The organism is Rhodoferax fermentans (assembly GCF_002017865.1).
In the GTDB taxonomy this organism is placed as follows: domain Bacteria; phylum Pseudomonadota; class Gammaproteobacteria; order Burkholderiales; family Burkholderiaceae_C; genus Rhodoferax; species Rhodoferax fermentans.
This window is the reverse complement of sequence record NZ_MTJN01000002.1, coordinates 1,532,190-1,556,738: the sequence shown is the minus strand read 5'-3', so window position 1 is coordinate 1,556,738 and position 24,549 is coordinate 1,532,190. Positions and strand designations below refer to the sequence as shown.

The window sequence follows — 24,549 nt, the reverse complement described above, 5'->3', positions numbered from 1 at the left end:
ATGAGACGACACCTGTTTTTGCTGGCACTAGCCTTGGGCCTGTCGGCTTGTTCGCTGACACCCCCCTTGGTAACGCCCGAAGCGCCCGTGCCGACGCGCTACCCGTTGGCGAGTGGCGCGGATACACAAGCCAAGATCTCAGACTTGGACTGGCGAGCGATGTTTCCCGACCCACATCTACAAGGTCTGATCAGCCTGGCGCTTGAGAACAACCGCGATCTCCGTTTGGCTGCCTTGAACGTCCAGGCCGTGCAAGCGCAATACGGTATTCAGCGCGCGATGCAACTGCCCGCAATCGACGCAACTGCGGGTGTCACCCGCCAACGTGGCGAAAGCCGCAGCGCCGGATCTTCTGTCAGCACCCAGCACAACCTGGGGCTGGGCATCAGTGCGTTCGAGCTTGACCTGTTTGGCCGCGCACGTGCGCTCAGCGACGCGGCATTTTCCCGCTATCTGGCCAGTGAGCAAGGGCAAAAGACCGCTCAGGTCGCCCTGATCGGCGCGGTGGCAGATGCCTACCATGCCGGGCTCTTTGCGCAGGAACAGTTGCGGCTGGCGCAGCAAACCTTGACGGATTGGCGGCAATCCCTTGAGTTGGCCCGTAGTCTGAAAGCCGCAAAGCAGAGCAGCGGGCTGGATGTCTCCCAAGCGGAGGGGCAGGTGGCCAGCGCCGAGGCCGACCTGGAGGCGCGCACCCGTGCGCTGGAGCAAACCCGCAATGCCCTGCAATTGCTGCTTGGCACAGCGATTCCCGACGGTTTGCCGACTGCGCTGTTGCTGGACGATCTGCCCCGGCCCGTACTGTCGGCAGGACTGCCTTCCGAGCTGCTGACACACCGCCCGGACATTCTTCAAGCCGAACACAATTTGCGCGCCGCCAATGCCGATGTCGGTGCGGCACGAGCAGCGTTCTTTCCGCGTCTGTCGCTGACCGGCGCTCTGGGTTATGCCAGCCCGGAGATGGGCAACTTGTTCAACAGCGGCAGCCGGGTCTGGAGTTTTGCGCCACAGCTCAGCCTTCCGATTTTTAATGCGGGCAGATTGCGTTCCGAGTTGCGTCTGGCTGAAGTGCGCACATCCAGCGCGGTGGCCGAATACGAGCGAGCCATCCAGATCGCGTTCCGCGAAGTTGCCGATGGGCTCGCTGGGCGGGAAACCTACGGCCGTCAAGTGGATGCGCAACAGCGGGTGGTGGTCAGCGCGACAAGGCGGCTTGCGCTGTCAGACCTTCGCTACCGAGCCGGTGTCGATGGCCGCCTGGAGTTGCTCGATGCACAACGGCAACTGTATGCCGCGCGGCAAACCCTGCTGGATCTGCGCAGCGCCGAGATGGCCAACGCCGTTGCGCTTTACAAGGCGCTGGGTGGCGGCCATTCGCAGGCAGACAAGCGCGTCACCGAGTAGGGCTCGATGACAAACCCATAGCCTTCGACCCCCGTCGAGAGATGGCGCCGCCCGACGCATATCTTTCACAGGTCGTCAGCCGCCAGCGGTTCTGACGTGCTGGTGCCTGAAGACATCTTGCTCTGTGCTCAAGGCTTCTACGGGTTCATTGAGAGGCTGACGGTGGTGGCTGTCTCCCGCTGGGCTGTTGCGACAGCGCCACTGGGACAAATTCCTCTTCCCATTCCTGCCATGCCGCTGTGAGGCGCGCGCTATAGTCTTTGCAGCCCGGTGCCTCTCGCCGCTGATCCAGCCCGCAGGACCACAGGGCACAGCCGTCCACCCCTCTGGGCGGTTGGTGACATCACTCACAACGTGATCACATGGACCCTTAACACCTGCCAGGACTTTCTCTGCCATGGACATCCCACGGATCTTCACCATCACCGAGAGCGCGCACCGCATCCACAACCCGTTCTCCCCCGACAAACTCGCCACCCTCGGCGCGGCATTACGACTGACGCCTGGGGCCAGTCTGCTCGACCTGGGCAGCGGCTCGGGCGAGATGTTGTGCACCTGGGCGCGTGACCACCACATCACCGGCACCGGTGTTGACATGAGCCAGCTGTTCACCGAGCAAGCCCAACACCGTGCGCAAGAACTCGGCGTGGCCCACCAGGTCAAGTTCATCCACGGTGATGCAGCAGGGTACGTTTCTGACCAGAAGGTGGATGTGGCCGCGTGTGTGGGCGCCACCTGGATTGCCGGGGGTATTGCGGGCACGGCGGCGCTGCTGGCGCAGAGCCTGAGCCCCGGCGGGATCATCCTCATTGGTGAGCCGTTTTGGCGCCAGTTGCCCCCGACCGAAGAGGTGGCCCAAGGCTGCCAGGCCCACGCCATCAGCGACTTCTACACACTGCCCGCGCTGATCGCCTATTGGGGCCACCTGGGCTACGACGTGGTTGAAATGGTGTTGGCCGACCAGGACAGCTGGGACCGCTACGAGGCCGCCAAATGGCTCACCATGCGCCGCTGGCTGGATGCCAACCCGGGCGACGACTTTGCCCCCGAGGTGCGCGCCCGGCTCCACTCCGAGCCACAGCGCTACGCCACCTACACCCGCGAGTACCTGGGCTGGGGCGTGTTTGTTTTGGTGCCACGATGAGCCGCGACGCCGCACCCCCCTCCGTCTGGCCGGCACCCTTGCCGCTGGTGCTGGTCAGCGCCTGCCTGCTTGGCAGCCCGGTCCGTTACAACGCCATCCACAAACGCTGCGACAGCGAGGTGTTGGCACGCTGGTTAGCACAGGGCCGCGTGGTCCCGGTGTGCCCCGAGGTCTCAGGCGGCCTGCCCGTGCCACGCCCACCCGCTGAAATCAGTTTGGGCGCGGGCGGCGCCAAGGTTTTGCTGGGCCAAGCCAGGGTGATTGACCGACAAGGCCAGGACGTGTCGGATGCATTCATCTCCGGCGCCCGGCACGTGCTGGTACAAGCCCAAAGCCAAGACATCCGCGTGGCCGTGCTCAAGGAAGGCAGCCCCTCCTGCGGCTCGGGTTACATCTACGACGGCAGTTTCACCGGCCAGCGCATGGTCGAGCGCGGCGTGACAGCGGCTCTGCTGGAAAGTGCCGGTATCCGCGTCTTCAGCGAGGCGCAGTTTGTGGAGGCCAACGACTTGCTGCTACGGCTGGAAGCTGGGGAAGCGGCTTGAGTCAGAGCCAACCGCCAGCTTGTGAGGGTGGCTGGATTAGTATGGTATTGATAGCGGCTATCCCTTAATCTATGAGGGATGTAGGCACTTTTTGCGCAAAGGTGTGTTGGCGCTGAGATGGGCTGCCAATCGTGCAGATACGTCCCCCCATGCCGCACAGACAACGCGAATCACCGTTGTGCTGTTGCCACTGGAAGAAGAACTTCATGCCATGTAAGTTTGCCGGGGTGATGCGCTGGCTATAGTGCTTGAACCCCGGTATCTTCCGCAACTGATTCAGCAAGCGGGACGACTGGGCCACATCAAGTTAGACCGGAGGTGGATATATCGTGAATGACCGAGCATTTGTCGACTTCGATATTCGCATCGAGTTCGCCAGAGGCGAAGGTGATCCGACGCGAGTTTTCCGCTCCATGGCGGGACTAATTGATGCCTTCCAACGGTTAGATGGTCATCTTGCTCCGATGCTCGGCGCTTCCGTTCGGACAAGCCTTGTTCTTCAAGATATCGAAGCCGCCTCGTTAAAGTCACGTTTGCGAACTGTCATTGACGCGATACCAGACGAACCGCTTCAGCAGGGTGACATAAAGAAGCTGATCGGTCACTTCCTGCTAAAGGGTAAGCACACAATCCTTGATTGGTGCGGGGAAAGAAATGAAATATCTGACCGAGAGGATGTGAAGCGACTCGAAGCTGATCTAACAAAGCTCGCCCATGACACTGACATTAAGCTTCTTCCCGCATATGCTCAGATTGACACTCCCTCGCTCCTGTCTGACATATCAGCGGTAAACGACGCAATGGTGCCGCTTGAAAAGCGTGATCGCGCAACTTTCGCATCCCTGGAAGGTAGATCCAGTTTCAATCCAGACCTTGTTGTTTCTGGTGAAGTCATTCGTGAGATAGTTACGCGGGAACGGTTAGAAAACACTGGGGAGCGAATCCTCAAAGTCAAAAAGCCTGACTATCTCGGAACCTCAAAGTGGACATTCAAGTACGGGACGCTGACTATTGAGGCTAAGATTTGTGATGAATATTGGCTCGACAACTTTCAAAAGGGACTCGTGGAGCTGGGTCCTGGTGACTCGCTTCGCGTTACTCTCTATGAAGAAGTCTCCTACGGATATGACAACGAAGTGGTACACACCGAGTACGAGGTCCGTAAAGTAGATGTCGTAGTCCGCGGGCCGAAGGGAAACCAAATCGGTCTTATCGGAGGGTAGACGTATGTGGTCTGATTTTTTTATCGAGACTTGACTGTCAAGGGATATCGTCGTCGGCAGAACGGTTACCCCGCCGCTCGCCTAGCGCCACGCGCACCAAGCAATCCAAAGAAACGATAGCTACAGGCCCTTGAAAGATAAGGGCTGCAGGCCAATGTGACCAATAACTACCCAACTACCCGCCGCGCCAGCGCCTCCGCCAGCTTGATGCCATCCACCGCCGCCGACAGGATGCCGCCCGCGTAACCCGCGCCTTCACCACCCGGATACAGACCCGCCGTGTTGATGCTCTGAAAATCCTCACCACGCGGCATGCGCAAGGGCGACGAGGTGCGGGTCTCCACCCCGGTCAACACCGCGTCGGGCAGGTCAAAACCTTTGATCTTTTTGCCAAACACCGGCAGCGCCTCACGCAGCGCGGTTATCGCGTAGTCGGGCAGGGCGCCATGCAAATCGCCCAGCTTGACGCCCGGTTTGTACGAGGGCAACACACTGCCAAACTGGCTCGATGCCTCACCCCGGATGAAGTCACCCACCAGCTGGCCGGGTGCTTCGTAGGTGCTGCCGCCCAGCACATAGGCGTTGGCTTCGAGCTGGCGCTGCAGGTTGATGCCCGCCAGTGGGTGCACGGCTTTCGGGTCGAGTGCTCTCAATTCCAGAGCTTCCTGCGCATATTGTTCGCCGGTCACAGGCCCAAAAGCCTCGATAAACGCGGCGCTGTCTTGCGGGTAGTCGATGGGCTCGATGCCCACCACCAGCCCGGCGTTGGCGTTGCGCTCGGCGCGTGAGTACTGGCTCATGCCGTTGGTCACGACCCGGCCCGGCTCACTCGTGGCGGCCACCACGGTGCCGCCCGGGCACATGCAAAAGCTGTAGACGGCGCGGCCGTTTTGCGCGTGGTGCACCAGCTTGTAGGCAGCGGCGCCCAGCACCGGGTTGCCCGCGTGGCGGCCCCACAGTGCGCGGTCGATCAGGCTTTGTGGGTGTTCAATCCGAAAGCCCACCGAAAACGGTTTGGCCTGGGTGGCCACACCACGCCCATGCAACATGGCAAAGGTGTCGCGTGCGCTGTGGCCCAGCGCCAGGATGACCTGGTCGGCGCGCAAGTCATACGTCTGACCGCTGGCCTGATCCAGCACCGTCAGGCTACGCAGCTGGCGTTTGCCGTTGGCTGTGTCGACCTCGACATCCATCACGCGCTGCTCAAAGCGAATTTCGCCACCCAGGGCGATGATGCGTTCGCGCAGGTTCTCGACCACCTTGACCAGCTTGAAGGTGCCGATGTGCGGGTGCGCTTCCACCAGAATCTCGGGCGGCGCGCCAAAATTCACAAACTCGGTCATCACCTGGCGGCCCAGGTGGCGCGGGTCTTTGATCTGGCTCCACAACTTACCGTCCGAAAACGTGCCGGCGCCGCCTTCACCAAACTGCACATTGCTCTCGGGGTTGAGCACGTGTTTGCGCCACAGGCCCCAGGTGTCTTTGGTGCGTTCACGCACCTTGCGGCCACGCTCCAGCACGATGGGTTTGAACCCCATCTGCGCCAAAATGAGCGCGGCAAACATGCCACACGGGCCAAAACCCACCACCACCGGACGCCGCGGCAAATTGGCGGGCGCGCTGGCCACCAGCTTGTAAGCCATGTCGGGTGTGGGCTGGATGTGTGGGTTGCCTTGAAACTGGGCCAGCAGCCGGGTTTCCAGCGCCGGATCGTTCAACGTGACGTCGACGATGAACACCGCCAGCAGTTCGGCCTTGCGCGCGTCAAAACTGCGTTTGAAGACGTGCAAGTGGGTGATGTCTGCTAGGTCCACACCCAACGCCTGCGCGCTCATTCGCGTCAGGGCCTCAAACGGATGGATGATGGGTGCGCGGTCGGCATCGGTTTCAGCCGGGGCATCGGCAGAGCGGCGGGTCACCACCGGCAGGGCGGACAGGGGAAGTTTGAGTTCTGAGAGTCTGATCATGGCGGGCTCGTGTTCATCAAGCAGGGGGGTGATGATAAATGGCGCGGTACGCTGCGCCGTCAGATTGGGCCTGGCGGGTGCTCAGCGCGCAAGCCTGCGGTCTAGAATTTCTGCAAACTCTGCGACGAAAAAATGAACAAGACGGCCGCTTCCAACCTGTCGCTCGGTGCTGAATGTGTCGGGAGTGCAGACTGCCTGCGTGCCCAAGCGGCCTTGCGGGCATGGGCCGACCCTGAGAAAGCGAAGTTCTTGGCCGGATTTTTCAAAACCGGACCAGGCCAGTACGGCGAAGGTGATCACTTTCTGGGTGTTGTGGTCCCCGCCGTGCGCGAGCTTGCCAAGCAGTTTCGTCTGCTGCCACTGGCTGACTGCGACGTCTTGCTGGCCTCACCCTATAACGAAGAGCGGCTGTTGGCCTTGCTGATTCTGGTGGGGCAGTACCCCAAAGCGGACCAAGCCACCCAGGACAAGGTGTACCAGTTTTACGTGTCCCATCGCCAGCGGATCAACAACTGGAATCTGGTGGACAACTCGGCGCCCAAGATCGTGGGCAGGCACTTGCTGACGCGCGATCGGTCGGTGTTGTATGAATGGGTGCGCTCGCCCATGCTCTGGGAGCGCCGGATCGCGGTGCTGGCCACGTTGACCTTCATCCGGGCCAAGGACTTTGCCGACACCTTGCGTCTGACCGAGTTGCTGCTGGCTGACCCGCAGGACTTGATGCACAAGGCCTGCGGCTGGATGCTGCGCGAAGTTGGCAAGCGTGACGCAGCGGTCTTGGAAGACTTTCTGAGCCAGCACCAGCGGGCCATGCCGCGCACCATGTTGCGCTACGCCATAGAGCGTTTTTCGCCCGACAAGCGGGCAGCCCTACTGGCGGGAACGTTTATGTCGGCAGGAAACCTTCCACCGACAGATAACGCTCACCGGTGTCGTAGTTGAAGCCCAGCACGGTGGCGCCGGGGGCGATCTCGGGCAGCTTCTGTGCAATCGCGGCCAGCGTGGCGCCGCTGGAGATGCCGACCAGCAAGCCTTCTTCAGCCGCGCTGCGCCGGGCGTATTCACGCGCGGGTTCGGCGTCGACCTGGATCACACCGTCGAGCAGGCTGGTGTTGAGGTTTTTGGGCACAAAGCCGGCGCCAATGCCCTGGATCGGGTGCGGTGAAGGTGCGCCGCCCGAGATCACCGGCGAGGCCGAAGGCTCCACCGCGTAGACCTTGAGCTGCGGCCACTTGGCCTTGAGCACCTCGGCCACACCACTGAGGTGGCCGCCGGTGCCGACACCGGTGATGAGCACATCCACACCCTCGGGGAAGTCGGCCAGGATTTCCTGGGCCGTGGTGCGGGCGTGTACCGCCGGGTTGGCGGGGTTGTCAAACTGTTGCGGGATCCAGGCACCGGGGGTGCTGGCGGCGAGTTCCTGGGCGCGGGCAATCGCACCCTTCATGCCTTTTTCACGCGGTGTCAAATCGAAACTGGCGCCATAGGCCAGCATCAGGCGGCGGCGCTCAATACTCATGCTGTCGGGCATCACTAGGATCAGCTTGTAGCCTTTAACCGCAGCCACCAGCGCCAGCCCGACACCGGTGTTGCCCGAGGTGGGCTCAATGATGGTGGCGCCGGGTTTGAGTTCCCCTGATTTTTCGGCAGCCTCGACCATTGCCAGCGCAATGCGGTCCTTGATCGAGCCGCCGGGGTTGCCGCGCTCGGATTTGACGTACACCTTGTGTGTGTTGCCAAACAGGCGGTTGATACGGATGTGTGGCGTGTTGCCAATGGTCTGCAGGACGTTGTCGACTTTCATCAGGGCTCCTCGAATGGGTCACGCCGTGTGCGTGAGTGAAGCTATTTTGAACCAGTTGTTCTGTCCGAATGCATATAAGCTTATGCCAGCACGTGGGGTGCGGTCTATCTGATGAACCACTGGGAAAGGCCGCGCCGATTGCCGCGATAATCCCCCGTGTGAAGCCCGCCAGACTGCCGCTGGTGCAATTCTGGAAACAGAGCACTGGAGGAACGTCCGGACTGCATAGGGCAGCGTAGCAGCTAACGGCTGTCCACTGAAAGCCTTTGGCGCAAGCCAGGGGTATAAGGTGAGGATCAGAGCAACAGAGACGAGCCGATTAAGTTCGGGTGAAACGGGCAATCTCTACGCGCAGCAATACCAAGTAGGCCAACGTTGACGGGGCCCCCGGAGTTGGCGGGTAGGTAGCACCGAGCTGTTGGGTGACCAACAGCCCAGATTAATGGCAGTCACACCCGGGGCAACCCGGGTGCACAGAATCCGGCTTATCGGCGGGCTTCACACTTTTTCATAGCGCTCAGCCCAGGTGCTACCTGGGCCAGAGGCCAATCAGCCGCGTGCCAGCAGGCTTTGGCCGAGGGCAAACACCGAGTTCGGTGCGCTGGTGCGCAGCGGCGCATGCACCGGCTTTTTGAACACACCGCGGTTAGCAGCAGGTTTTTGTTCGATCTTGACACCCTTGGCCAGTTGTTCCAGCACCAGACTGCGCAAGCTGACCGACTGCATGAACTCGAACACCTTGGCATTCATCGAGTCCCACAGGTCCTGAGCCATGTCTTTGGTGTCAGCCGCCTCGGCTGGCTTGACTTCTGGCACGGCGTCTTCCACCGCGCAGATGATGTCGGCCACCGTGATCGCATCGGTGCGGTGACCCAGGGTGTAACCACCGCCCGGCCCACGTGTGCTGCGCACCAGACCCTGCTGGCGCAGTTTGCTGAACATTTGTTCCAGGTACGACAGTGAAATTTGCTGCCGCACGGAAATGTCAGACAACGGCACCGGCCCTTGTTTCTCGCGCAAGGCGACATCAATCATGGCGGTGACGGCAAAACGACCTTTGGTACTTAAGCGCATATGTATTACTCCTGTCAGTGTCTGTGAAGATGACACGGATGGAACTATAAAGTTCAACTCACTTCGCGTAAATTCGAATTTAAGGCATTTAAACTTCGATTAAAACGAACAATCAAGCAGACACATGAGGCTGGTCAGATGAATTTCAAGCACCTCTATTATTTTTGGGTCACGGCCCGGGCCGGCGGCATCATGCGCGCGGGGGAGCAGTTGCACATCACGCCGCAAACCCTGTCGGGGCAGATCAAGTTACTCGAAGACCGGTTAGGGCGCAAGCTGTTTCGCAAAAGTGGCCGCCAGCTGGAGCTGACCGAGCACGGCCGCTTGGCGCTGGGGTATGCCGACCAGATCTTCAGCCTGGGGCAAGACCTGGAGACCGCGCTGCGTCAGACACGTGGTGCACAAAAGCGGCTGGACTTCCGAGTCGGGGTGGCGGATTCGGTGTCCAAGTCGCTGGCCTACCGCCTGCTGGAGCCGGCCTTGTCGATGGCGCAACCGGTCAAGCTGCTGGCCAGTGAGGGCACTTTTGACGATTTGCTGGCCGCACTGGCGCTGCACCGGCTGGACCTGGTGATTGCCGACGAGCCGATGCCACGGCGCGTCAGTGTCAAGGCCTTCAACCACGCGCTGGGCCGCAGTGTGATGAGTTTCTTTTGCGCGCCGGGACTGAAACCACGGGTGAATGGCCCGTTTCCGGCGTGCCTGGACGGTGCGCCGATGCTGGTGCCCGGCGCGTCGTCCTCCGTGCGCCGCCAGCTGGAGGGCTGGTTTGCCCGGCACCAGGTGGCGCCTGTGGTGGTGGGTGAGATTGACGACGCCGCGCTCATGAAAGCCTTTGGTCGGGAAGGCCAAGGTGTGTTCATGGCGCCGCGTGTGCTGGAAGAGGAGACCTGCGCCCAGTTCGGGGTGTCGGTGATTGGCCGCACCGATGAGCTGGTGGAGGAGTTTTATGCGGTGTCGGTGGAGCGGCGCATCAGCCACCCTTGTGTGCAGGCGATCACCGACGCCGCCCGGGGGCAACTTTTCAATCTGTAAGTCCCCGCAAATGCTGCCGGGATAATGCACACCCATGCCTTTGCAAGAAATCTCCCACCCCGCCATCGACATCGATCTGCGTTACGCCACGGCCAACAACCTCACTGGCATCCCGATTTACCAGCACGCCGTCGCCTTTTTGCACCAAGACGCCTTGGCCGCCTTGGTGGCCGCCGCCGACTTGGCGCAGGCGCAGGGCCTGCGCTTGTGTGTGTTGGACGCGTACCGGCCCTCGGCCGCGCAGTGGCGGCTGTGGGCGGTGTTGCCCAACCCGATGTTTGTGGCCGACCCGCGCATCGGCTCGATGCACACGCGCGGTGTGGCGGTGGATTTGACGCTGTGCCAGGCGGACGGCACACCGCTGGACATGGGCACCGAGTTTGACGAGATGACCGAGCAGTCACGCCATGGCCGCACCGACATTTCTGAGCAGGCGCAGCACAACCGGCGCCTGTTGCTCGATGTGATGACCGCTGGGGGCTGGGCGCACCACCCGCACGAGTGGTGGCATTACAACCTGCCCGAGCCAACCCGTTATCCGCCGCTGAGCGACGAGGTCGAAGGCCGGGCGCTGCTGGCCTGAGGGTTTAAAACCGCTCGTGCGGTAGCAGGTAGCGCCATTGCCCTTCGGGCAGATGGGCCAGCGTAACGCGGCCAATACGCAGGCGCTTGACACTCAGGATCTGCAGCCCGGCACGTTCACACAGGTAAGCCGCCAGCCCGGGGTGCGCACCCTTGACGGCAAAACGCAGCCGGGTTGAGGTTTCACCGGTGCTGTTGACACTGACTTTGACTGGCGGCAGCGTGCTGCCCGCATGGGTGGACGGCACGTTCATGCGCTGCAACTGCTCGGGCGATACCTCGCCTTGCACCTCCACCGCCAACTCATGTTCGATCTGCGCCGCGTCTTCGGTCAGCTTGCGCAGCACGCGCCAGTCCTGGGTGAAGACGATCAGCCCGCTGGCTGCCAGCTCCAGCGGCACACCCGCGGTGAGTTTGGCCAGATGGCGTTTGAGCACGCGTTCGTTCGATTCGTCCTGCTCCCAGTGCGTGGCTGCTTGTAAGAGGGTGTGTGCGGGCTTGAGCCGTTTGTTGGCGGCACCCAAGGGCGCCATGGCCTCAAAACCGGGCGGTTTGTGCAACAGCAGCGTGACCTCGCTCAAAGCCATCGGGTTGGCCTGCGGGTCAACCACCACGCTTTGGTCCAGCACCCGCGCCATCGGTTCCTCCACCACCTTGCCATTGACCTGCACCCAGCCGCCCTCAATGATCTGTTCGGCCTCGCGGCGTGAGCAGTTGACTTGCGCTGCCACCAGTTTGGACAGGCGCACACCGGCCATCTCTGGGGCGGGTGGTGGTGTGTTTTTGTGCAGGCGTGGCTTGATGGCGCCGCCAGCGGGCGAGGTTTGGCGCGCGCGTGCTTGGCTCGGGGTTTTGGCGGAAGCGGGGCGGGGCGCTTTGGCAGGAGCCGGTTTGGGCACAGGAGCAGGGGCGCGTGCCACGACGTTTTGGGAGGCGCTGTGGGCAAGTGGGGCAGGCGCTGGCGCGCGCGCGGGAACTTTGAGCGTGGGGCGCTTGGGCGCGGCGGTGCGTGGCGGTCGGGGCAAGGTCATATGCCGGGCATGTTAACCCGCGTGCCCTTGTGGCTGGCGGGCGTTTTTCAGCGCACGTGGGCGGTGATACGCGCCAGGTGCGCCATCAGTGAGCGTTTGGCCACTGGCCACATGCGTTCGGGTACATCGGCATAGGCCAGCGCCAGCCAGTCGTCGGGGCTGCCATCGGGCATGCTTTGCATTGCCGCCAGCACCTTGGCTTCGCGCTGTTGGCGGTGGGCTTTCAGGCGGGCGATGGCCGTTTGTGCTTCGTCCTCTGGGCCGCCGATCACATAACCATGGGCGGGCAGGATGTAGTGCACACCCAGTTCTGTACAGGTGTGGCTGAGCAGATCCAGCGAGGCCATGTAGTCGTCCATGTCGCCATCGGGCGGGTCAACCACCGTGGTGCTGCCGTTGAGGATGTGGTCGCCTGAGAACAGCAGCCCGTCCTGCAGCAGCACCAGGCACAAGTGGTTGGCGGCGTGGCCGGGCGTGTGGATCACCTGCAGCGTGTGGCCAGCGTTATAAGCTAAATCACTTTCTAGCCCTTTTGGATGAAGGGCTAGCAGCTCATGATGTTGTAGCGTCCTGTCGGGACTGAACTGGCTGGCAGCACGCGCCGTGGGTGCGCTGGGCAGGCCCAGAACCGGCGGTTTCGGTTGGCACAAAGCCTGCAGGGGCCGGGCGCCGGGGGCGTGGTCGGGGTGGGAATGGGTGCAGACGATGCCCCGGATGTCACCGCCCGCTGCGCGCCAGAGTTGCTCCAAGTGCTGCGGGTCGGCCGGGCCGGGGTCGATCACGATGTAGCCGGTGTTGGGGTCACCCACCAGGTAGCTGTTGGTGCCCGGGCCGGTCATCGCGCCGGGGTTGGGTGCGGTCAGGCGCTGCACATTTTTAAGCAACGGCACCACCCGTTCACTCTGCCAATCGAGCGGGTGTTGCGCCTGGCCGTCTGGGCAGACCAGGGCCAGCTCACCAAAGGCGCTCTCAAACTCCATGTAACGGACTTCGCGCCCCCCCATTTGCCCAGTGCGGGGGCAGCTGATCCACAGCGGCGCCTCGGTCTCGGCGCAGGCCAACAGCACGGCCGCCACGTCGGGGAAGTTCCGCAGCCGCTCCAAGGTGCGGATCGTCGGGAAGATCATGAAGAAATTGCCCGCCGCATGGCGCGCCAGCGCATCCGCCGGGCGCAGCCAGACTGGTTCAAACTGTTCCGCTTCATCGGCCACCGGCACCTGGCCGTCGGGCATACGCGACACCAGAAACGGCACCTCGTAACGCTGGGGCAGCTGGCGGTCGGTGGTCCAGCGCGCCAGCACAAACACCTGGTCGGCCGCCAACGTCAGGCCGCGTGCCTCAACCTGGGCAAAGAAGTCGCGCTGGCGGTCCAGGGTGTCAATGTCCTGCTGGTTGGCCCAGCGCCCATCCGGGTGGCGCGCCAGCAACACACCGAGTTCCTCCAGGCTCTCGCGGATCGCGGCAATGGCCTCGGTGAGGGGTTCATCGTGTTGCCCTGGGCGTCTGGTGGCCAGGTGATGGTGCAAGGCGTCGGCCGCATCCACACCGCCGCCCGGAAACACATAAGCGCCCGGTGCAAAACGCGCCGTGTCAGAGCGCCGGGTCATCAGCACCTCCAGCCCGTCCGTACCGTCACGCAGCAATAGCACGGTAGCCGCCAGCCGCGCCGGGGCGGGTTCGCGGTGGGGGTGAAGTTGTTGGCTGGGGCGTGGCATGGGGAAATTATGACGACACAGAGGTGACAAGCGTGTGATACCACATCGGCAGGGGTGCGGGCTGGGCGGAGGTCGGGGGCGATTTCAAAAAGCGAAGCGTCATGAGCCCCCGGCATCTGCACTGTCTGCACCCCGGATAAAAAGTGGAGCCTGTGCGGACCCAGAAGGCGGCGCCTGACTTGACACCCATAGATAATGCCACCCATGCGAATCCCCTTTACCAAAATGCAAGGTGCTGGCAACGACTTTGTGGTGCTGGACGAAACCCGCACCCACTACGGCCTCAGCCCCGCGCAATACCGCTTTCTGGCCGACCGCCACTTTGGTGTGGGTGCCGACCAGATCCTCACGGTGCGCCCGGCCACCAGTCCCGATATGGATTTCTCCTACGTCATCCACAACGCCGACGGTGGCCAGGTCGAGCACTGCGGCAACGGCGCACGCTGTTTCATGGCTTTTGTGCGCCGCCAGGGCCTCACAGCCAAAGACCAGGTGACGGTGCAGACCATGAACCGCGTTTTGCAGTTGCAACGCCAGCCCGATGGCCGCGTGACGGTCGACATGGAAGCGCCAGACTTTGCGCTGGCCCACCTGCCATTTGATGCCACCGGTTTGCAGGCCGAATCCTCTGGATCATGGCAAAAATGGCCTCTAGCCCTTGATAATCAAGGGCTGAATACTATTGTTAAAGTAGCGCTTGTGTCCATGGGCAACCCCCATGCGGTGATGCTGATGGACGATGTGGACACGGCCCCGGTGTTGACTCTGGGGCCGCTGGTGCAGCAGCAAGGCGCTTTCCCGCGTGGTGTCAATGTGGGGTTTATGCAGGTGCAAGACCGCAGCCACATCCGCCTGCGCGTGTATGAACGCGGCGCCGGTGAAACCCTGGCCTGTGGCACCGGTGCCTGTGCGGCGGTGGTGGCGGGCATCCGCCTGGGCCTGCTCGACGCCACGGTTGATGTGGCCACCCACGGCGGCACCCTCACCATTGCTTGGCAGGGCGGCAGCGCGCCGGTGCTGCTGACCGGCCCGGCCACCGTGGTTTTTGATGGCGAAATTGAACTCCCGAACTGAAGGCAAACATGTCACCCACCTCCCATCTCCCCAGCGCCATTGGCAGCCCGATCACCGAAGACGACATCGCCAACTACCTGGCCAACACGCCCGACTTTTTTGAACGCCATGCCGAGTTGCTGGCCGCCGTGCAGCTCACCAGCCCGCACAGCCAGCGTGCGGTCAGCCTGCAAGAGCGCCAGGCCACCTTGTTGCGCGAAAAAATCCGGATGCTGGAGCAGCGCATCATGGACATGATCCGCAATGTCAACGAAAACATGGTGTTGTCCGACAAGCTGCTGTATTGGGCGCGCACCCTGTTCCTCAACACCGATGTGCAGGCATTGCCGCAGCTGATTGCCGACGAACTGGCCGACCAGTTTTCGGTGCCGCAGGTCGGCATCAAGGTCTGGGGTGTGGCGCCACAGTACGCGTCCTGCGAGTTTGCTACCGGCGTCAGCGACGATGCCAAGTCCTTTGCCACCTCGCTGACCGAACCGTTTTGCGGTGTCAACACCGGGCTGGAGGCGATCAACTGGCTGCCCGAACCCCAGGCGGCGGTGTCACTGGCGATTTTGCCGCTGCGTGGTTTGCCCGAGACCAACGGCGCACACGGCGGTGTGGCGCCAGCGTTTGGTCTGCTGGTGCTGGCCTCCCCCGACGCACAACGTTTTGCCAGCACCATGGGTACCGATTTCCTGGCGCGTATTTCCGAGCTGGCCAGCGCCGCGCTCTCGCCGCTGCGTTAGTCTCTGTTGCACCGCTTGTACCGCGCATGATCGACCCCCTGGTTCAGCGTTATCTGGACCATGTGCGTTTTGAAAAACGCCTGGCCGAGCGCACGGTCACGCTTTACGGCCTGGACCTGGCCAAATTGGCGGACCTGGCCGCTGCCGCCGGTGTGGGGCTGACCGAGGTCCAGCCGGCCCACATCCGGCGCTGGGCGGCGCAGATGCACAGCGGTGGCCGCAGTGGCCGGGGGATTGCGCTGATTCTGTCGGGCTGGCGCGGTTTTTATACCTGGCTGGGCCATGAAGGCCTGGTGCAGGTCAACCCGGTGCTCAATGTGCGCTCGCCCAAGGCCGCCAAACCCTTGCCCAAGGCGCTCACAGTGGACGACGCGGTGCAACTCGCCAGCTTCCAAAATGAGAGTGACAAGCCCTGGCTGGAAGCGCGTGACGCGGCCCTGGTCGAGTTGCTCTACGGCAGTGGCCTGCGTCTGGCCGAAGTCACCGGTCTGGATGTGGTGGCCAGCGCCAGCGCACGTGGCTGGCTCGATTTACAAGCCGGTGAGGCCCATGTGTTGGGCAAAGGCAGCAAACGACGCATTGTGCCGGTCGGCAGCCAGGCGGTGGCTGCGGTGCAGCGCTGGCTGGCTGTGCGGGATCAGGGACTGGCCCGCTTGTCCGAGCCGACTCAGCAGGCCGCGCTGTTTATTGGGCGCAACGGCACGCGTTTGTCGGCGCAGTCGGTCTGGAAGCGGCTGCAGTCACGCAGTCTGCAAGCCGGACTGGCCGCACCGGTGCACCCGCACATGCTGCGCCATTCCTTTGCCAGCCATGTGTTGCAGTCCAGCAGCGACCTGCGTGGGGTGCAGGAGTTGCTGGGCCATGCCAACATCAGCACCACCCAGATCTACACCCGGCTGGACTTTGGCCACCTGACCAAGGCCTATGATGCGGCGCACCCGCGCGCTCACCTCAAGCCGGGTAGTTCAAAATAGCGACTTTCCCCTCAACTTCTCATCAACAGGTGCCCTATGCAAAAGCAAATCAGCGTTGTCTTGGACAAAGGAGTTGAACTGACTTTCCCCGTGCCCGATGGCACCCCTCTGGCGCACGACGCCGCACGTGCCTGGCTCGACAAACAGTTCACCGAACTGGAGTGTGAGCCGCTGCGCGCCAGTGGCAAGGTGCTGACCGCTGACAAGGTGCTGGTGGTAACCCAAGCCGCCGGTGCCGCGTTGTTGAAAGATCCGAAGTGGGCCGCTGGCTACGTTGCAGCGGTGAGTTCGGCGCTGGGCAAACCCATGATCCGTGTCGATGTGCCTGCCATGGCCATCACCTATTGAATGAAAATTATCCGTCTACGACCTGGCAAGGAGCGTTCCCTCCTGCGCCAACACCCCTGGATTTTTGAGTCGGCCATCGCCCGCGGGAGTGCCGACCCCGGTGAAACCGTGCGTGTGGAATCGAGCGAAGGCCAGTTTCTGGCTTGGGCGGCGTTCAGCCCCAGCTCCAAAATCCGCGCCCGAGCCTGGAGTTTTGACGAAAAGCAACGCATCGATGCATCGTTTTTTGTAGCTACTTGCTCAAACGCGATAAGGGCTAGAGGCCGATTTGGCATACAAAGTAATGGTGTGCGCCTGATCCATGGCGAGTCTGACGGTTTGCCCGGGCTGATTGTGGACCGCTACGCAGACACGCTGGTGGCGCAGTTCACCAGTGCCGGTGTCGAGCGCTGGAAAGACGTGATTGCCGACGCATTGCTCGCCGCCACGGGCCTGACCAAACTGTACGAGCGCAGCGACGCCAGCAGCCGCACGCTCGAAGGCTTGGCCGAGGCCACCGGCTGGCTGCGTGGTGAGGGTGAGGTGGAGCTGCTGTTGCAGGAGCACAGCTGGCAGCTCGCGGTGAACATCGCCGAAGGCCACAAAACCGGCTTTTACCTGGACCAGCGCGACAGCCGCAAACGCTTTTTTGACTACTGCCAACGGCTCCGGTTTGAGCGGGTGCTCAATTGTTACTGTTATACCGGTGGTTTCACTGTGGCCGGGCTGCAGGGCGGCGCGGCGCATGTCACCTCGATCGACTCCAGCGGCCCGGCCTTGGCCAAGGCAGCGGCCAATGTGGCGCTCAATGGGCTGGCGCCAGAACGTGCCAGTTTTATGGACGCGGATGTGAACGCCTCGCTGCGCCAGTTTGCCGAACAGGGCCGCACGTTTGATGCCATCGTGCTGGACCCGCCCAAGTTTGCACCCACGGTGGCACATGCCGAACGCGCCGCACGCGCTTACAAAGACATCAACCGCCTGGCCTTCAAGATTTTGGAGCCCGGGGGTGTGTTGTTCACCTACAGCTGCTCGGGCGGCATCAGCGCCGACCTGTTCCACAAAATTGTGGCCTCGGCCGGATGTGACGCCGGGGTCGACGGTTTCATCCACGAGCGTTTGGGCGGCGCGCCAGACCACCCGATGACCATCCATTTCCCCGAGGGGGAATACCTGAAAGGTCTGGTGGTCATGCGTAAGTAAGCTGTAGCCGGTTCGTCGTTACACTCGCTGCCTTTCCAACCCCCGCTCTACCATGTCCCTGATTCCTGCCACGATCCTTACCGGCTTTCTCGGCTCCGGCAAAACCACACTGCTCAAACGTGTGCTGGCCGAGGCGCATGGCCAGAAGATTGCTGTGATCGAGAACGAGTTTGGTGAGGAAAACATCGACAACGACATCCTGGTGACCGACTCCAAGGAGCAGATCATCCAGATGAGCAATGGCTGCATCTGCTGTTCCATCCGCGAAGACTTGCGTGAAGCGCTGCAGCTGCTGGCCGCCAAGAAGCGTCAGGGCCTGCTTGACTTTGACCGCGTGGTGATCGAAACCACTGGTGTGGCCGACCCCGGCCCGGTGGCGCAGACCTTTTTCATGGACGACGAGATCGCCGAGAGTTATCTGCTCGATTCGATCCTGACCCTGGTGGATGCCAAACACGCCAACCAGCAGCTTGATGACCGCCAGGAAGCCCGCCGCCAGGTGGGGTTTGCCGACCAGATTTTCCTCAGCAAGACCGATCTGGTGTCGGCCGACGAGGTGGCGGACCTGCAGCATCGCCTCAAACACATGAACCCGCGTGCGCCGCAAAAAGCCGTGCATTTTGGTGAGGTGGCGCTCAGTGAGGTGTTTGACCTGCGCGGTTTTAACCTCAACACCAAACTCGACATTGACCCGGACTTCCTCAAGGAAGACGAGCACGATCATCACGAACACCATGACCACGCACATGGTGAACATTGCAACCACCCGTCGCACCAGCATGATGGCCACCACCACGCCCACGATGACGACGTGAAAAGTTTTGTGTTCCGTTCAGATCGCGCGTTCGATCCGGCCAAGCTCGAAGACTTTCTGGGCGCGGTGGTCAACATCTATGGCCCGCGCATGTTGCGCTACAAAGGTGTGCTGTACATGCAGGGCACCGAGCGCAAGGTGATTTTCCAGGGCGTGCACCAGTTGATGGGCAGTGACCTGGGCCCGGCATGGGCCAAAGACGAAAAACGTTGTAGCAAAATGGTATTTATTGGTATCGATCTGCCCCAGGACATTTTCCTGCAAGGTATGGAGCAAGCCTTGTGTGAGCCTGTCTTTTAACCCCGCCCCGGAGGGCTGATGTTTGTCTCTCTTTTGCAACTGATGGGTTTTTCGAAGGCTGCGCCAGTACACTCGCGCGCCGAAGAAAAAGCGCCAACCGGCGTTTCCAGGTTGCCAACGACGGTACAAACAACAGTTTCCTCTGCCAAAGCTCATAAAAATCCCGCCAGGAGACCACCTGTGAAAGCGCCAGTCGTGAAACAGAAAGCTGTACCCGCCAAAGCGGTTGTTGCCGCCAAGCCCGCACCTGCGGCCAAAGCCAGTCAAGCGGCGCCAACCAAGAAGGCGGTGGTGGCCTCTCCAGCCAAACCGGCGGCCAAGCCAGCTGCCAAAACCAAAGCAGCGGACACGCCTGTGGCGGTTGTTAAAAAGGCAGCAGCGGTCAAAAAAACCGAAACTGCCAAAGCAGCGCCGGAGCCAAAACCGGCGCCATCCCGTTCCCCAAAGAAGCCTTTATCTGTGACCACTCTCGATCAAACCGCAACCGTGACCTCTACTCCCAAATTCACCAGAGCCCCGAAACCCAATGAGTCGGTGGCAGCGGTCAAACCAGCCGCTGTGGCGCAACTCACGCCGCTGGGCGTGCCGGTGCGTTCTGGGCGCCCGTCCTCGCGGCTGGCACAGTTGACCGTTCCGTCCATGGCGCAGTCGGTGGCGTCCACAGCGGCCAAGGCCAGTTTTACCCAGATGACATCGGTGCAGCCGATTGTGTCGCCGCTGGCCTCGGCCATCAAAAAAGACCCCAAGCTGGCCAACAACTGGAAGACCAAGTCGGTGGCCGAACTGACGGATGCCGAAATCATTGCCATGTCGGATGACGACTACATGAACGACACCCAAATGGCGTTTTTCCGCCAGAAGCTGGTGGCGCTCAAGACCGACATCCTCAGCAACGCCGGTGAAACCACCGAGCATTTGCGTGAAGACACCGTGGTGGTGCCGGATCCGGCCGACCGGGCCACGATCGAGGAAGAACACGCCCTGGAGTTGCGCACCCGTGACCGTGAGCGCAAGTTGCTCAAGAAGATCGAGCAGTCCATCAACCGCATCGACGCGGGTGACTATGGCTACTGCGACGAAACCGGCGAGCCGATTGGTGTGGGCCGACTGCTGGCCCGACCGACCGCCACCTTGTCGCTCGAGGCACAACAACGTCGTGAACTCAAGCAGAAAATGTTTGGGGACTGAGACCGCGTGTTGGCAGGGCTGATAACACCAGACTGAGTGATGGCAACCAAAGACACGTCTACCGGTTTGTTGGCCAGGGTTGCCAATTTTGTGCGTAGCCCGGTGAGTGATGTGCCACCGCCGCAGTCGCCGGCCGGGGATCCGGGGGAGCTGGGCAAGCTGGCAATCAAACGCATGGTTGAGCGCAAAGCGCACAACGATGCGGTGCGTCGGCGCGAGTTCAGCCAGCTGCGCAAGTTGCGCGAAGTGTCGCCGTCCGCCTTGTCCGAAATGGCAGCGCGCGCATCGTTCTACCAGGACAGTTCGGGGTTCCCAGAGTCTGAAACACGTGCCTCGACCCTCAAGAAGATCGACGAGATCGAAGCCCAGATGTCCAGGCAGTGGTGGAACGGCCAGCAGCGCAAGCCCGGGGAGCCCGCGTCAGCGGCACCACCCAGCCCCAGCGCATCCACCAGCTCAGCCACCTCCGTGGCGCGAGCGCCAGCGCTTGCCAGTGGCAGCAGCCTTTCCAGCACAACAGCGGTAGAGTCACAGATCGACACCCGTCTGGCCTTTGCACCGACCATGCCCACCAGTCTTGAGGCCTTGACGCCGCAGTTGCCCATCAGCGCAGCGCAGGACCAGGCGTGGTCTGCCAAGTCGCGCTCCAAGCTCACGATGCCGGTTGGTGTGGCCAGTTTTGAACCCACCGATTACAGCGACTTTTCCTGCTCCAACATGGTCTCGGTCGAGATGGGGCAGGTGTCCTCTGATCCGGTGATCGAAGATGCGGCCATCCGTTTTGCCAACAGCGATGACGCCGGTGCCGAGTCGGTGCTGACGCTGGCGCTCAAAGGGGAAGCCGCAGATCCAAGCGCCAAGGCGGCGTGGACCACCGCCTTGCAGGACCTGTACCGATCCACCGGCCAGGTCGCCCTGTACGAGCGACTGGCGCAGGTTCAAGCCCAGCGCAGCCCCGCAGTGGCACGGTGGCAGTCGCCCGCGATGCTCGACAAGCTGGCCGTTGCGCAGTTGCAAGCCAGTGTCACAACGGGGGGCGGCCTTCACCGACTGGACTGGCGTCTGCTGGAAAACATCAGCCCGGACGCGGCAGTGGCTTTGGCGGCGGTGATGCGGCAGTGGTGTGATCAAACTTTGTCCCTGCAATTTGACAACCTGGGTAGTCTTGACGCGCAGTTGCGAGCCAACACGCCCCTGGGTGACAGGGACGTTGCCCCGTTCTGGTGGCAATTGCGCCTGAATGCTTTGCGTGTGCTGGGCTCGCGCGAAGAGTTTGAGCTGGTGTCGATGGACTACTGCGTGACCTACGATATCTCGCCGCCGGCCTGGCAGGATGCGCGTTGTCAACATGTGTTGGCTCAGAGCGTGGGCGCCATGGGTTTGGACTGGCGCGACGAACTGAACCAGGTGTCGACGCTGGCCGATCCCCTGACCGAGCGCACACCGTTTGTTGATGCCAATGCCAGCCGTTTGGAGCTGGCCGGTGATCTTCTCGGTAGCGTGGCTGCAGGTCTCAAGCCCTTGCAGCAAGCCTTGCAAGCCAAGGGGGATGTGCTGATCACCTGCGACGCGCTGGTGCGTGTCGACTTTTCCGCCGCCGGCAGCATTCTGAATTGGGTCGCCAGTGCACAGGCGACCGGCAAAAAGATCGAGTTTGCGCGCCTGCCACATTTGGTGGCCGCGTTTTTCAACCTGATCGGCATCAACGAACATGCGCGGGTGACGGCCCGCAGCAACTAGGACATACAGCGAGTTTATGGAACAATTTCACGGAACCACCATCATCAGCGTGCGTCGCCAGACACCAGACGGTGTCCAAGTGGCGATTGGTGGTGACGGGCAGGTGACCCTGGGCAACATCGTGGTCAAAGGCACAGCACGCAAGGTGCGCAAGCTCTACCATGGCAAGGTGCTGGCGGGTTTTGCAGGCGCTACGGCCGATGCCTTCACCTTGTTCGAGCGTTTTGAGGCCAAGCTGGAAAAACACCAGGGGCATCTGGTGCGAGCCGCCATCGAGCTGACCAAGGACTGGCGCACCGACCGCGTGCTGCGCCGCCTGGAGGCCATGCTGGCCGTGGCCGACAAAGAAGCTTCGCTGATCATCACCGGCAACGGTGATGTGCTGGAGCCCGAAAACGGCATTGTGGCGATTGGCTCAGGTGGCGCCTATGCGCAAGCTGCGGCTATCGCTTTGCTCAGCAACACCGAGTTGTCAGCCACCGAGATGGTCAAAAAGTCCTTGGAAATTGCGGGTGAGATTTGTATCTACACCAACATGAACCACACCATCGAGAGTCTCTGAACGCCAGCACACTGGTCTGAACCTCAGCAGCCGGACGGCTGCACCTTTCACTGATTGAACCATGTCATCTTTAACCCCCCAGGACATCGTCGCTGAACTCGATAAACACATTGTTGGCCAGCAGCAGGCCAAACGGGCCGTGGCGATTGCGCTGCGCAACCGCTGGCGCAGGCAGCAGGTCCACAGCGATCTGCGTGCTGAAATCACCCCCAAGAACATCCTGATGATTGGCCCCACGGGCGTGGGCAAAACCGAGATTGCGCGGCGCCTGGCTCGTCTGGCTGATGCACCGTTCATCAAGGTGGAGGCGACCAAGTTCACCGAGGTCGGGTATGTCGGCAAAGACGTGGATTCGATCATCCGTGATCTGGCGGATGTGGCGGTCAAGCAGACCCGCCAGACCGAGATGCAGAAAGTGCGCTCCCGCGCCGAAGACGCCGCAGAGGACCGTGTGCTTGATATCCTGATCCCGATGCCACGCAAGGAATTTGGCGTGATGGAAGCCCAGGAGCCCGAAAGCGCCGCACGCCAGACCTTTCGCAAGAAGTTGCGCGAGGGGCAGTTGCATGACCGCGAGATCGAGCTCGATGTGGCCCAGGCCTCACCTCGCCTGGAGGTCATGGGCCCGGCGGGCATGGAAGAGATGGCAGAACAGTTGCGCGGCATGTTTGGTCAACTCAATACTGCCAAAAAACAGACCCGCAAGCTCAAGATCAGCGAAGCGCTCAAACTGCTGGCCGACGAGGAAGCTGCCAAACTCGTAAATGACGACGACATCAAGACCCAGGCGTTGCAGATGCTGGAGCAAAACGGCATCGTGTTTATTGACGAGATCGACAAGGTTACCTCGCGCGCAGAAAGTGGCAGTGCCGAGGTGTCACGCCAAGGCGTGCAGCGCGACCTGTTGCCACTGGTGGAGGGCACCTCGGTGTCGACCAAATACGGCACCGTCAAGACCGACCACATCCTGTTCATCGCCTCGGGGGCTTTTCATCTGAGCAAACCCAGCGATCTGATCCCCGAGTTGCAGGGGCGTTTTCCGATCCGGGTCGAGCTGCAGTCGCTCTCGGTGGCGGATTTTGTCGCGATCCTGACCCAAACCCACGCCTCACTGGTCAAGCAATACCAGGCTTTGCTGGCCACCGAACAGGTGGCTGTGGTCTTCACCGATGAGGGCATCACACGCCTGGCGCAGATCGCCTTTGATGTGAATGAGCGCACCGAGAACATTGGTGCACGCAGGTTGTCCACGGTGATGGAACGCCTGCTTGATGAGGTGAGTTTCAACGCCAGCCAACTGGGCGGTCAAACAGTGCAGGTGGATGCCGCCTATGTTGAGTCTCGCCTGGCAGAACTCAGCAAAAACGAAGATCTGAGCCGTTACATCCTGTAATTGCCTGTCGGCAGCCGTCCGTCATCCGGTAACTTCGCACGTTTCTTGAGGATGTTTTTCATCCTCAAGCATCACTTTCAGTGCGTCTTCTAAGTGCTTCATTTACAACGATTTTGTCGGGCTGTTGCCTTCAAAGTCGCTGCTAAGTTGTTGATTTCATTGTAAAAATTTGTAGTCCGTGTGTTTGCGGGAAACAATTTTGCTGATACAGTGCAAAAAAGTGCAATTTAGTGGTGGAAAGTGCCTTTTCTCTGCGTTTGCTCAACTGGTTTATCCAAAAAGGTCATTTCAAGTGTTTCAAGGGGCTTCCTCATTGAGTCTGGATGCAAAGGGTCGGCTGTCTGTGCCGACCCGGCATCGTGACGTCTTGAGTGCCACCGCGAGTGGCCAGCTCACCATCACCAAACACCCGGACGGCTGCCTGATGATTTTCGCGCGGCCCGAATGGGAGAAGTTCCGCGAACGCATCGGCTCGTTGCCGATGTCGGCGCAGTGGTGGAAACGTATCTTTTTGGGCAACGCCATGGATGTGGAGATCGATGCCACCGGTCGTGTGCTGGTCTCCCCCGAACTGCGCGCGGCCGCCGGCATCACCAAGGAAGCGGTGTTGCTGGGCATGGGCAGCTACTTTGAGCTCTGGGACAAAGCGACCTACGATGCCAAAGAAGCCCAGGCCATGCAGGGCGGCATGCCCGATGTTTTCAAAGACTTTGCGTTCTGAA

23 protein-coding genes and 1 other RNA gene are annotated in these 24,549 nt (G+C 61.5%); 19 read left to right on the top strand and 5 right to left on the bottom strand.

Translation table 11 applies throughout. From position 1 onward, the window contains the following. The 4 genes from RF819_RS07470 to RF819_RS07455 all read left to right on the top strand — a co-directional run bounded on the left by RF819_RS07470 (position 1) and on the right by RF819_RS07455 (position 4,316). Positions 1-1,404 carry an efflux transporter outer membrane subunit gene (locus RF819_RS07470; RefSeq protein WP_078364414.1) on the top strand — a complete coding sequence of 468 codons (1,404 nt, stop codon included), beginning with the start codon at positions 1-3 and terminating at the stop codon, positions 1,402-1,404. Between the two features lie 397 nt (positions 1,405-1,801). After that, on the top strand, positions 1,802-2,548 hold the full coding sequence (locus tag RF819_RS07465) for an SAM-dependent methyltransferase (RefSeq protein ID WP_078364413.1): 747 nt from the start codon (positions 1,802-1,804) through the stop codon (positions 2,546-2,548). A gap of 38 nt (positions 2,549-2,586) precedes the next feature. After that, on the top strand, positions 2,587-3,093 hold the full coding sequence (locus tag RF819_RS07460) for a 2-thiouracil desulfurase family protein (protein ID WP_143541814.1): 507 nt from the start codon (positions 2,587-2,589) through the stop codon (positions 3,091-3,093). 329 nt (positions 3,094-3,422) lie between these two features. Further along, positions 3,423-4,316, top strand: coding sequence for a hypothetical protein (locus RF819_RS07455; protein WP_143541626.1), 894 nt, complete (start codon positions 3,423-3,425; stop codon positions 4,314-4,316). Positions 4,317-4,483: 167 nt separating this feature from the next. Here the strand turns inward: RF819_RS07455 and RF819_RS07450 are convergent, their stop codons facing one another. Beyond that, positions 4,484-6,283: an NAD(P)/FAD-dependent oxidoreductase gene (locus RF819_RS07450; protein ID WP_078364410.1), complete on the bottom strand. Its 1,800-nt coding sequence runs from the start codon at positions 6,281-6,283 to the stop codon at positions 4,484-4,486. A gap of 132 nt (positions 6,284-6,415) precedes the next feature. Between RF819_RS07450 and RF819_RS07445 the strand changes: the two genes are divergently transcribed. Next, positions 6,416-7,225: a DNA alkylation repair protein gene (locus RF819_RS07445; RefSeq protein ID WP_078364409.1), complete on the top strand. Its 810-nt coding sequence runs from the start codon at positions 6,416-6,418 to the stop codon at positions 7,223-7,225. On the opposite strand, the gene cysK is transcribed toward RF819_RS07445, so the two are convergent. Further along, positions 7,170-8,087, bottom strand: a complete 918-nt coding sequence (gene cysK, locus RF819_RS07440) for a cysteine synthase A (RefSeq protein ID WP_078364408.1) — start codon at positions 8,085-8,087, stop codon at positions 7,170-7,172. The genes RF819_RS07445 and cysK overlap by 56 nt on opposite strands. 160 nt (positions 8,088-8,247) lie before the next feature. On the opposite strand from cysK, the gene rnpB reads away from it, so the two are divergent. Further along, positions 8,248-8,591: RNase P RNA component class A (gene rnpB / locus RF819_RS07435), an RNA gene on the top strand. A 45-nt stretch (positions 8,592-8,636) separates the two neighbouring features. Here rnpB and RF819_RS07430 read toward each other — a convergent pair. Beyond that, the gene (locus RF819_RS07430; protein ID WP_078364407.1) at positions 8,637-9,161 is read right to left on the bottom strand and encodes an Rrf2 family transcriptional regulator; all 525 of its coding nucleotides are present in this window, start codon (positions 9,159-9,161) and stop codon (positions 8,637-8,639) included. Positions 9,162-9,299: 138 nt separating this feature from the next. Between RF819_RS07430 and nhaR the strand changes: the two genes are divergently transcribed. Further along, positions 9,300-10,196, top strand: coding sequence for a transcriptional activator NhaR (gene nhaR, locus RF819_RS07425; protein ID WP_078364405.1), 897 nt, complete (start codon positions 9,300-9,302; stop codon positions 10,194-10,196). Positions 10,197-10,230: 34 nt separating this feature from the next. Continuing rightward, positions 10,231-10,779 (top strand): D-alanyl-D-alanine dipeptidase, encoded by a 549-nt coding sequence (gene ddpX / locus RF819_RS07420; RefSeq protein ID WP_078364404.1) that lies wholly within the window; start codon positions 10,231-10,233, stop codon positions 10,777-10,779. 4 nt (positions 10,780-10,783) lie between these two features. Here ddpX and RF819_RS07415 read toward each other — a convergent pair whose 3' ends face one another. Further along, positions 10,784-11,809 (bottom strand): RNA pseudouridine synthase, encoded by a 1,026-nt coding sequence (locus tag RF819_RS07415; protein ID WP_338109573.1) that lies wholly within the window; start codon positions 11,807-11,809, stop codon positions 10,784-10,786. 47 nt (positions 11,810-11,856) lie between these two features. After that, positions 11,857-13,524 carry an MBL fold metallo-hydrolase gene (locus RF819_RS07410; protein WP_078364403.1) on the bottom strand — a complete coding sequence of 556 codons (1,668 nt, stop codon included), beginning with the start codon at positions 13,522-13,524 and terminating at the stop codon, positions 11,857-11,859. Positions 13,525-13,728: 204 nt separating this feature from the next. On the opposite strand from RF819_RS07410, the gene dapF reads away from it, so the two are divergent. The 11 genes from dapF (at position 13,729) to mraZ (ending at position 24,548) form a co-directional block, all read left to right on the top strand. Next, a complete protein-coding gene (dapF, locus tag RF819_RS07405; RefSeq protein ID WP_078366822.1) occupies positions 13,729-14,598 on the top strand; it encodes a diaminopimelate epimerase in 870 nt (289 codons plus the stop codon). 8 nt (positions 14,599-14,606) lie between these two features. Continuing rightward, the gene (locus RF819_RS07400) at positions 14,607-15,326 is read left to right on the top strand and encodes a DUF484 family protein (protein WP_078364401.1); all 720 of its coding nucleotides are present in this window, start codon (positions 14,607-14,609) and stop codon (positions 15,324-15,326) included. Positions 15,327-15,352: 26 nt separating this feature from the next. Next, positions 15,353-16,300: a tyrosine recombinase XerC gene (locus tag RF819_RS07395; RefSeq protein ID WP_078364399.1), complete on the top strand. Its 948-nt coding sequence runs from the start codon at positions 15,353-15,355 to the stop codon at positions 16,298-16,300. Positions 16,301-16,336: 36 nt separating this feature from the next. Then, positions 16,337-16,648, top strand: a complete 312-nt coding sequence (locus RF819_RS07390) for a hypothetical protein (protein ID WP_078364398.1) — start codon at positions 16,337-16,339, stop codon at positions 16,646-16,648. After that, entirely contained in the window at positions 16,649-17,830 is a 1,182-nt protein-coding gene (locus tag RF819_RS07385) for a class I SAM-dependent rRNA methyltransferase (RefSeq protein WP_078364396.1), read from the top strand. A 52-nt stretch (positions 17,831-17,882) separates the two neighbouring features. Further along, on the top strand, positions 17,883-18,944 hold the full coding sequence (locus tag RF819_RS07380) for a CobW family GTP-binding protein (RefSeq protein ID WP_078364395.1): 1,062 nt from the start codon (positions 17,883-17,885) through the stop codon (positions 18,942-18,944). Between the two features lie 459 nt (positions 18,945-19,403). Next, on the top strand, positions 19,404-20,132 hold the full coding sequence (dksA, locus tag RF819_RS07375) for an RNA polymerase-binding protein DksA (protein WP_420853881.1): 729 nt from the start codon (positions 19,404-19,406) through the stop codon (positions 20,130-20,132). 39 nt (positions 20,133-20,171) lie between these two features. After that, positions 20,172-21,872, top strand: a complete 1,701-nt coding sequence (locus RF819_RS07370) for an STAS domain-containing protein (RefSeq protein WP_078364394.1) — start codon at positions 20,172-20,174, stop codon at positions 21,870-21,872. Positions 21,873-21,888: 16 nt separating this feature from the next. Continuing rightward, on the top strand, positions 21,889-22,434 hold the full coding sequence (gene hslV, locus RF819_RS07365) for an ATP-dependent protease subunit HslV (RefSeq protein ID WP_078364392.1): 546 nt from the start codon (positions 21,889-21,891) through the stop codon (positions 22,432-22,434). A 61-nt stretch (positions 22,435-22,495) separates the two neighbouring features. After that, positions 22,496-23,827 (top strand): ATP-dependent protease ATPase subunit HslU, encoded by a 1,332-nt coding sequence (gene hslU, locus RF819_RS07360; protein WP_078364391.1) that lies wholly within the window; start codon positions 22,496-22,498, stop codon positions 23,825-23,827. Positions 23,828-24,119: 292 nt separating this feature from the next. Continuing rightward, the gene (mraZ, locus tag RF819_RS07355; protein ID WP_078364389.1) at positions 24,120-24,548 is read left to right on the top strand and encodes a division/cell wall cluster transcriptional repressor MraZ; all 429 of its coding nucleotides are present in this window, start codon (positions 24,120-24,122) and stop codon (positions 24,546-24,548) included. The last annotated feature ends 1 nt before the right edge of the window (position 24,549 follow it).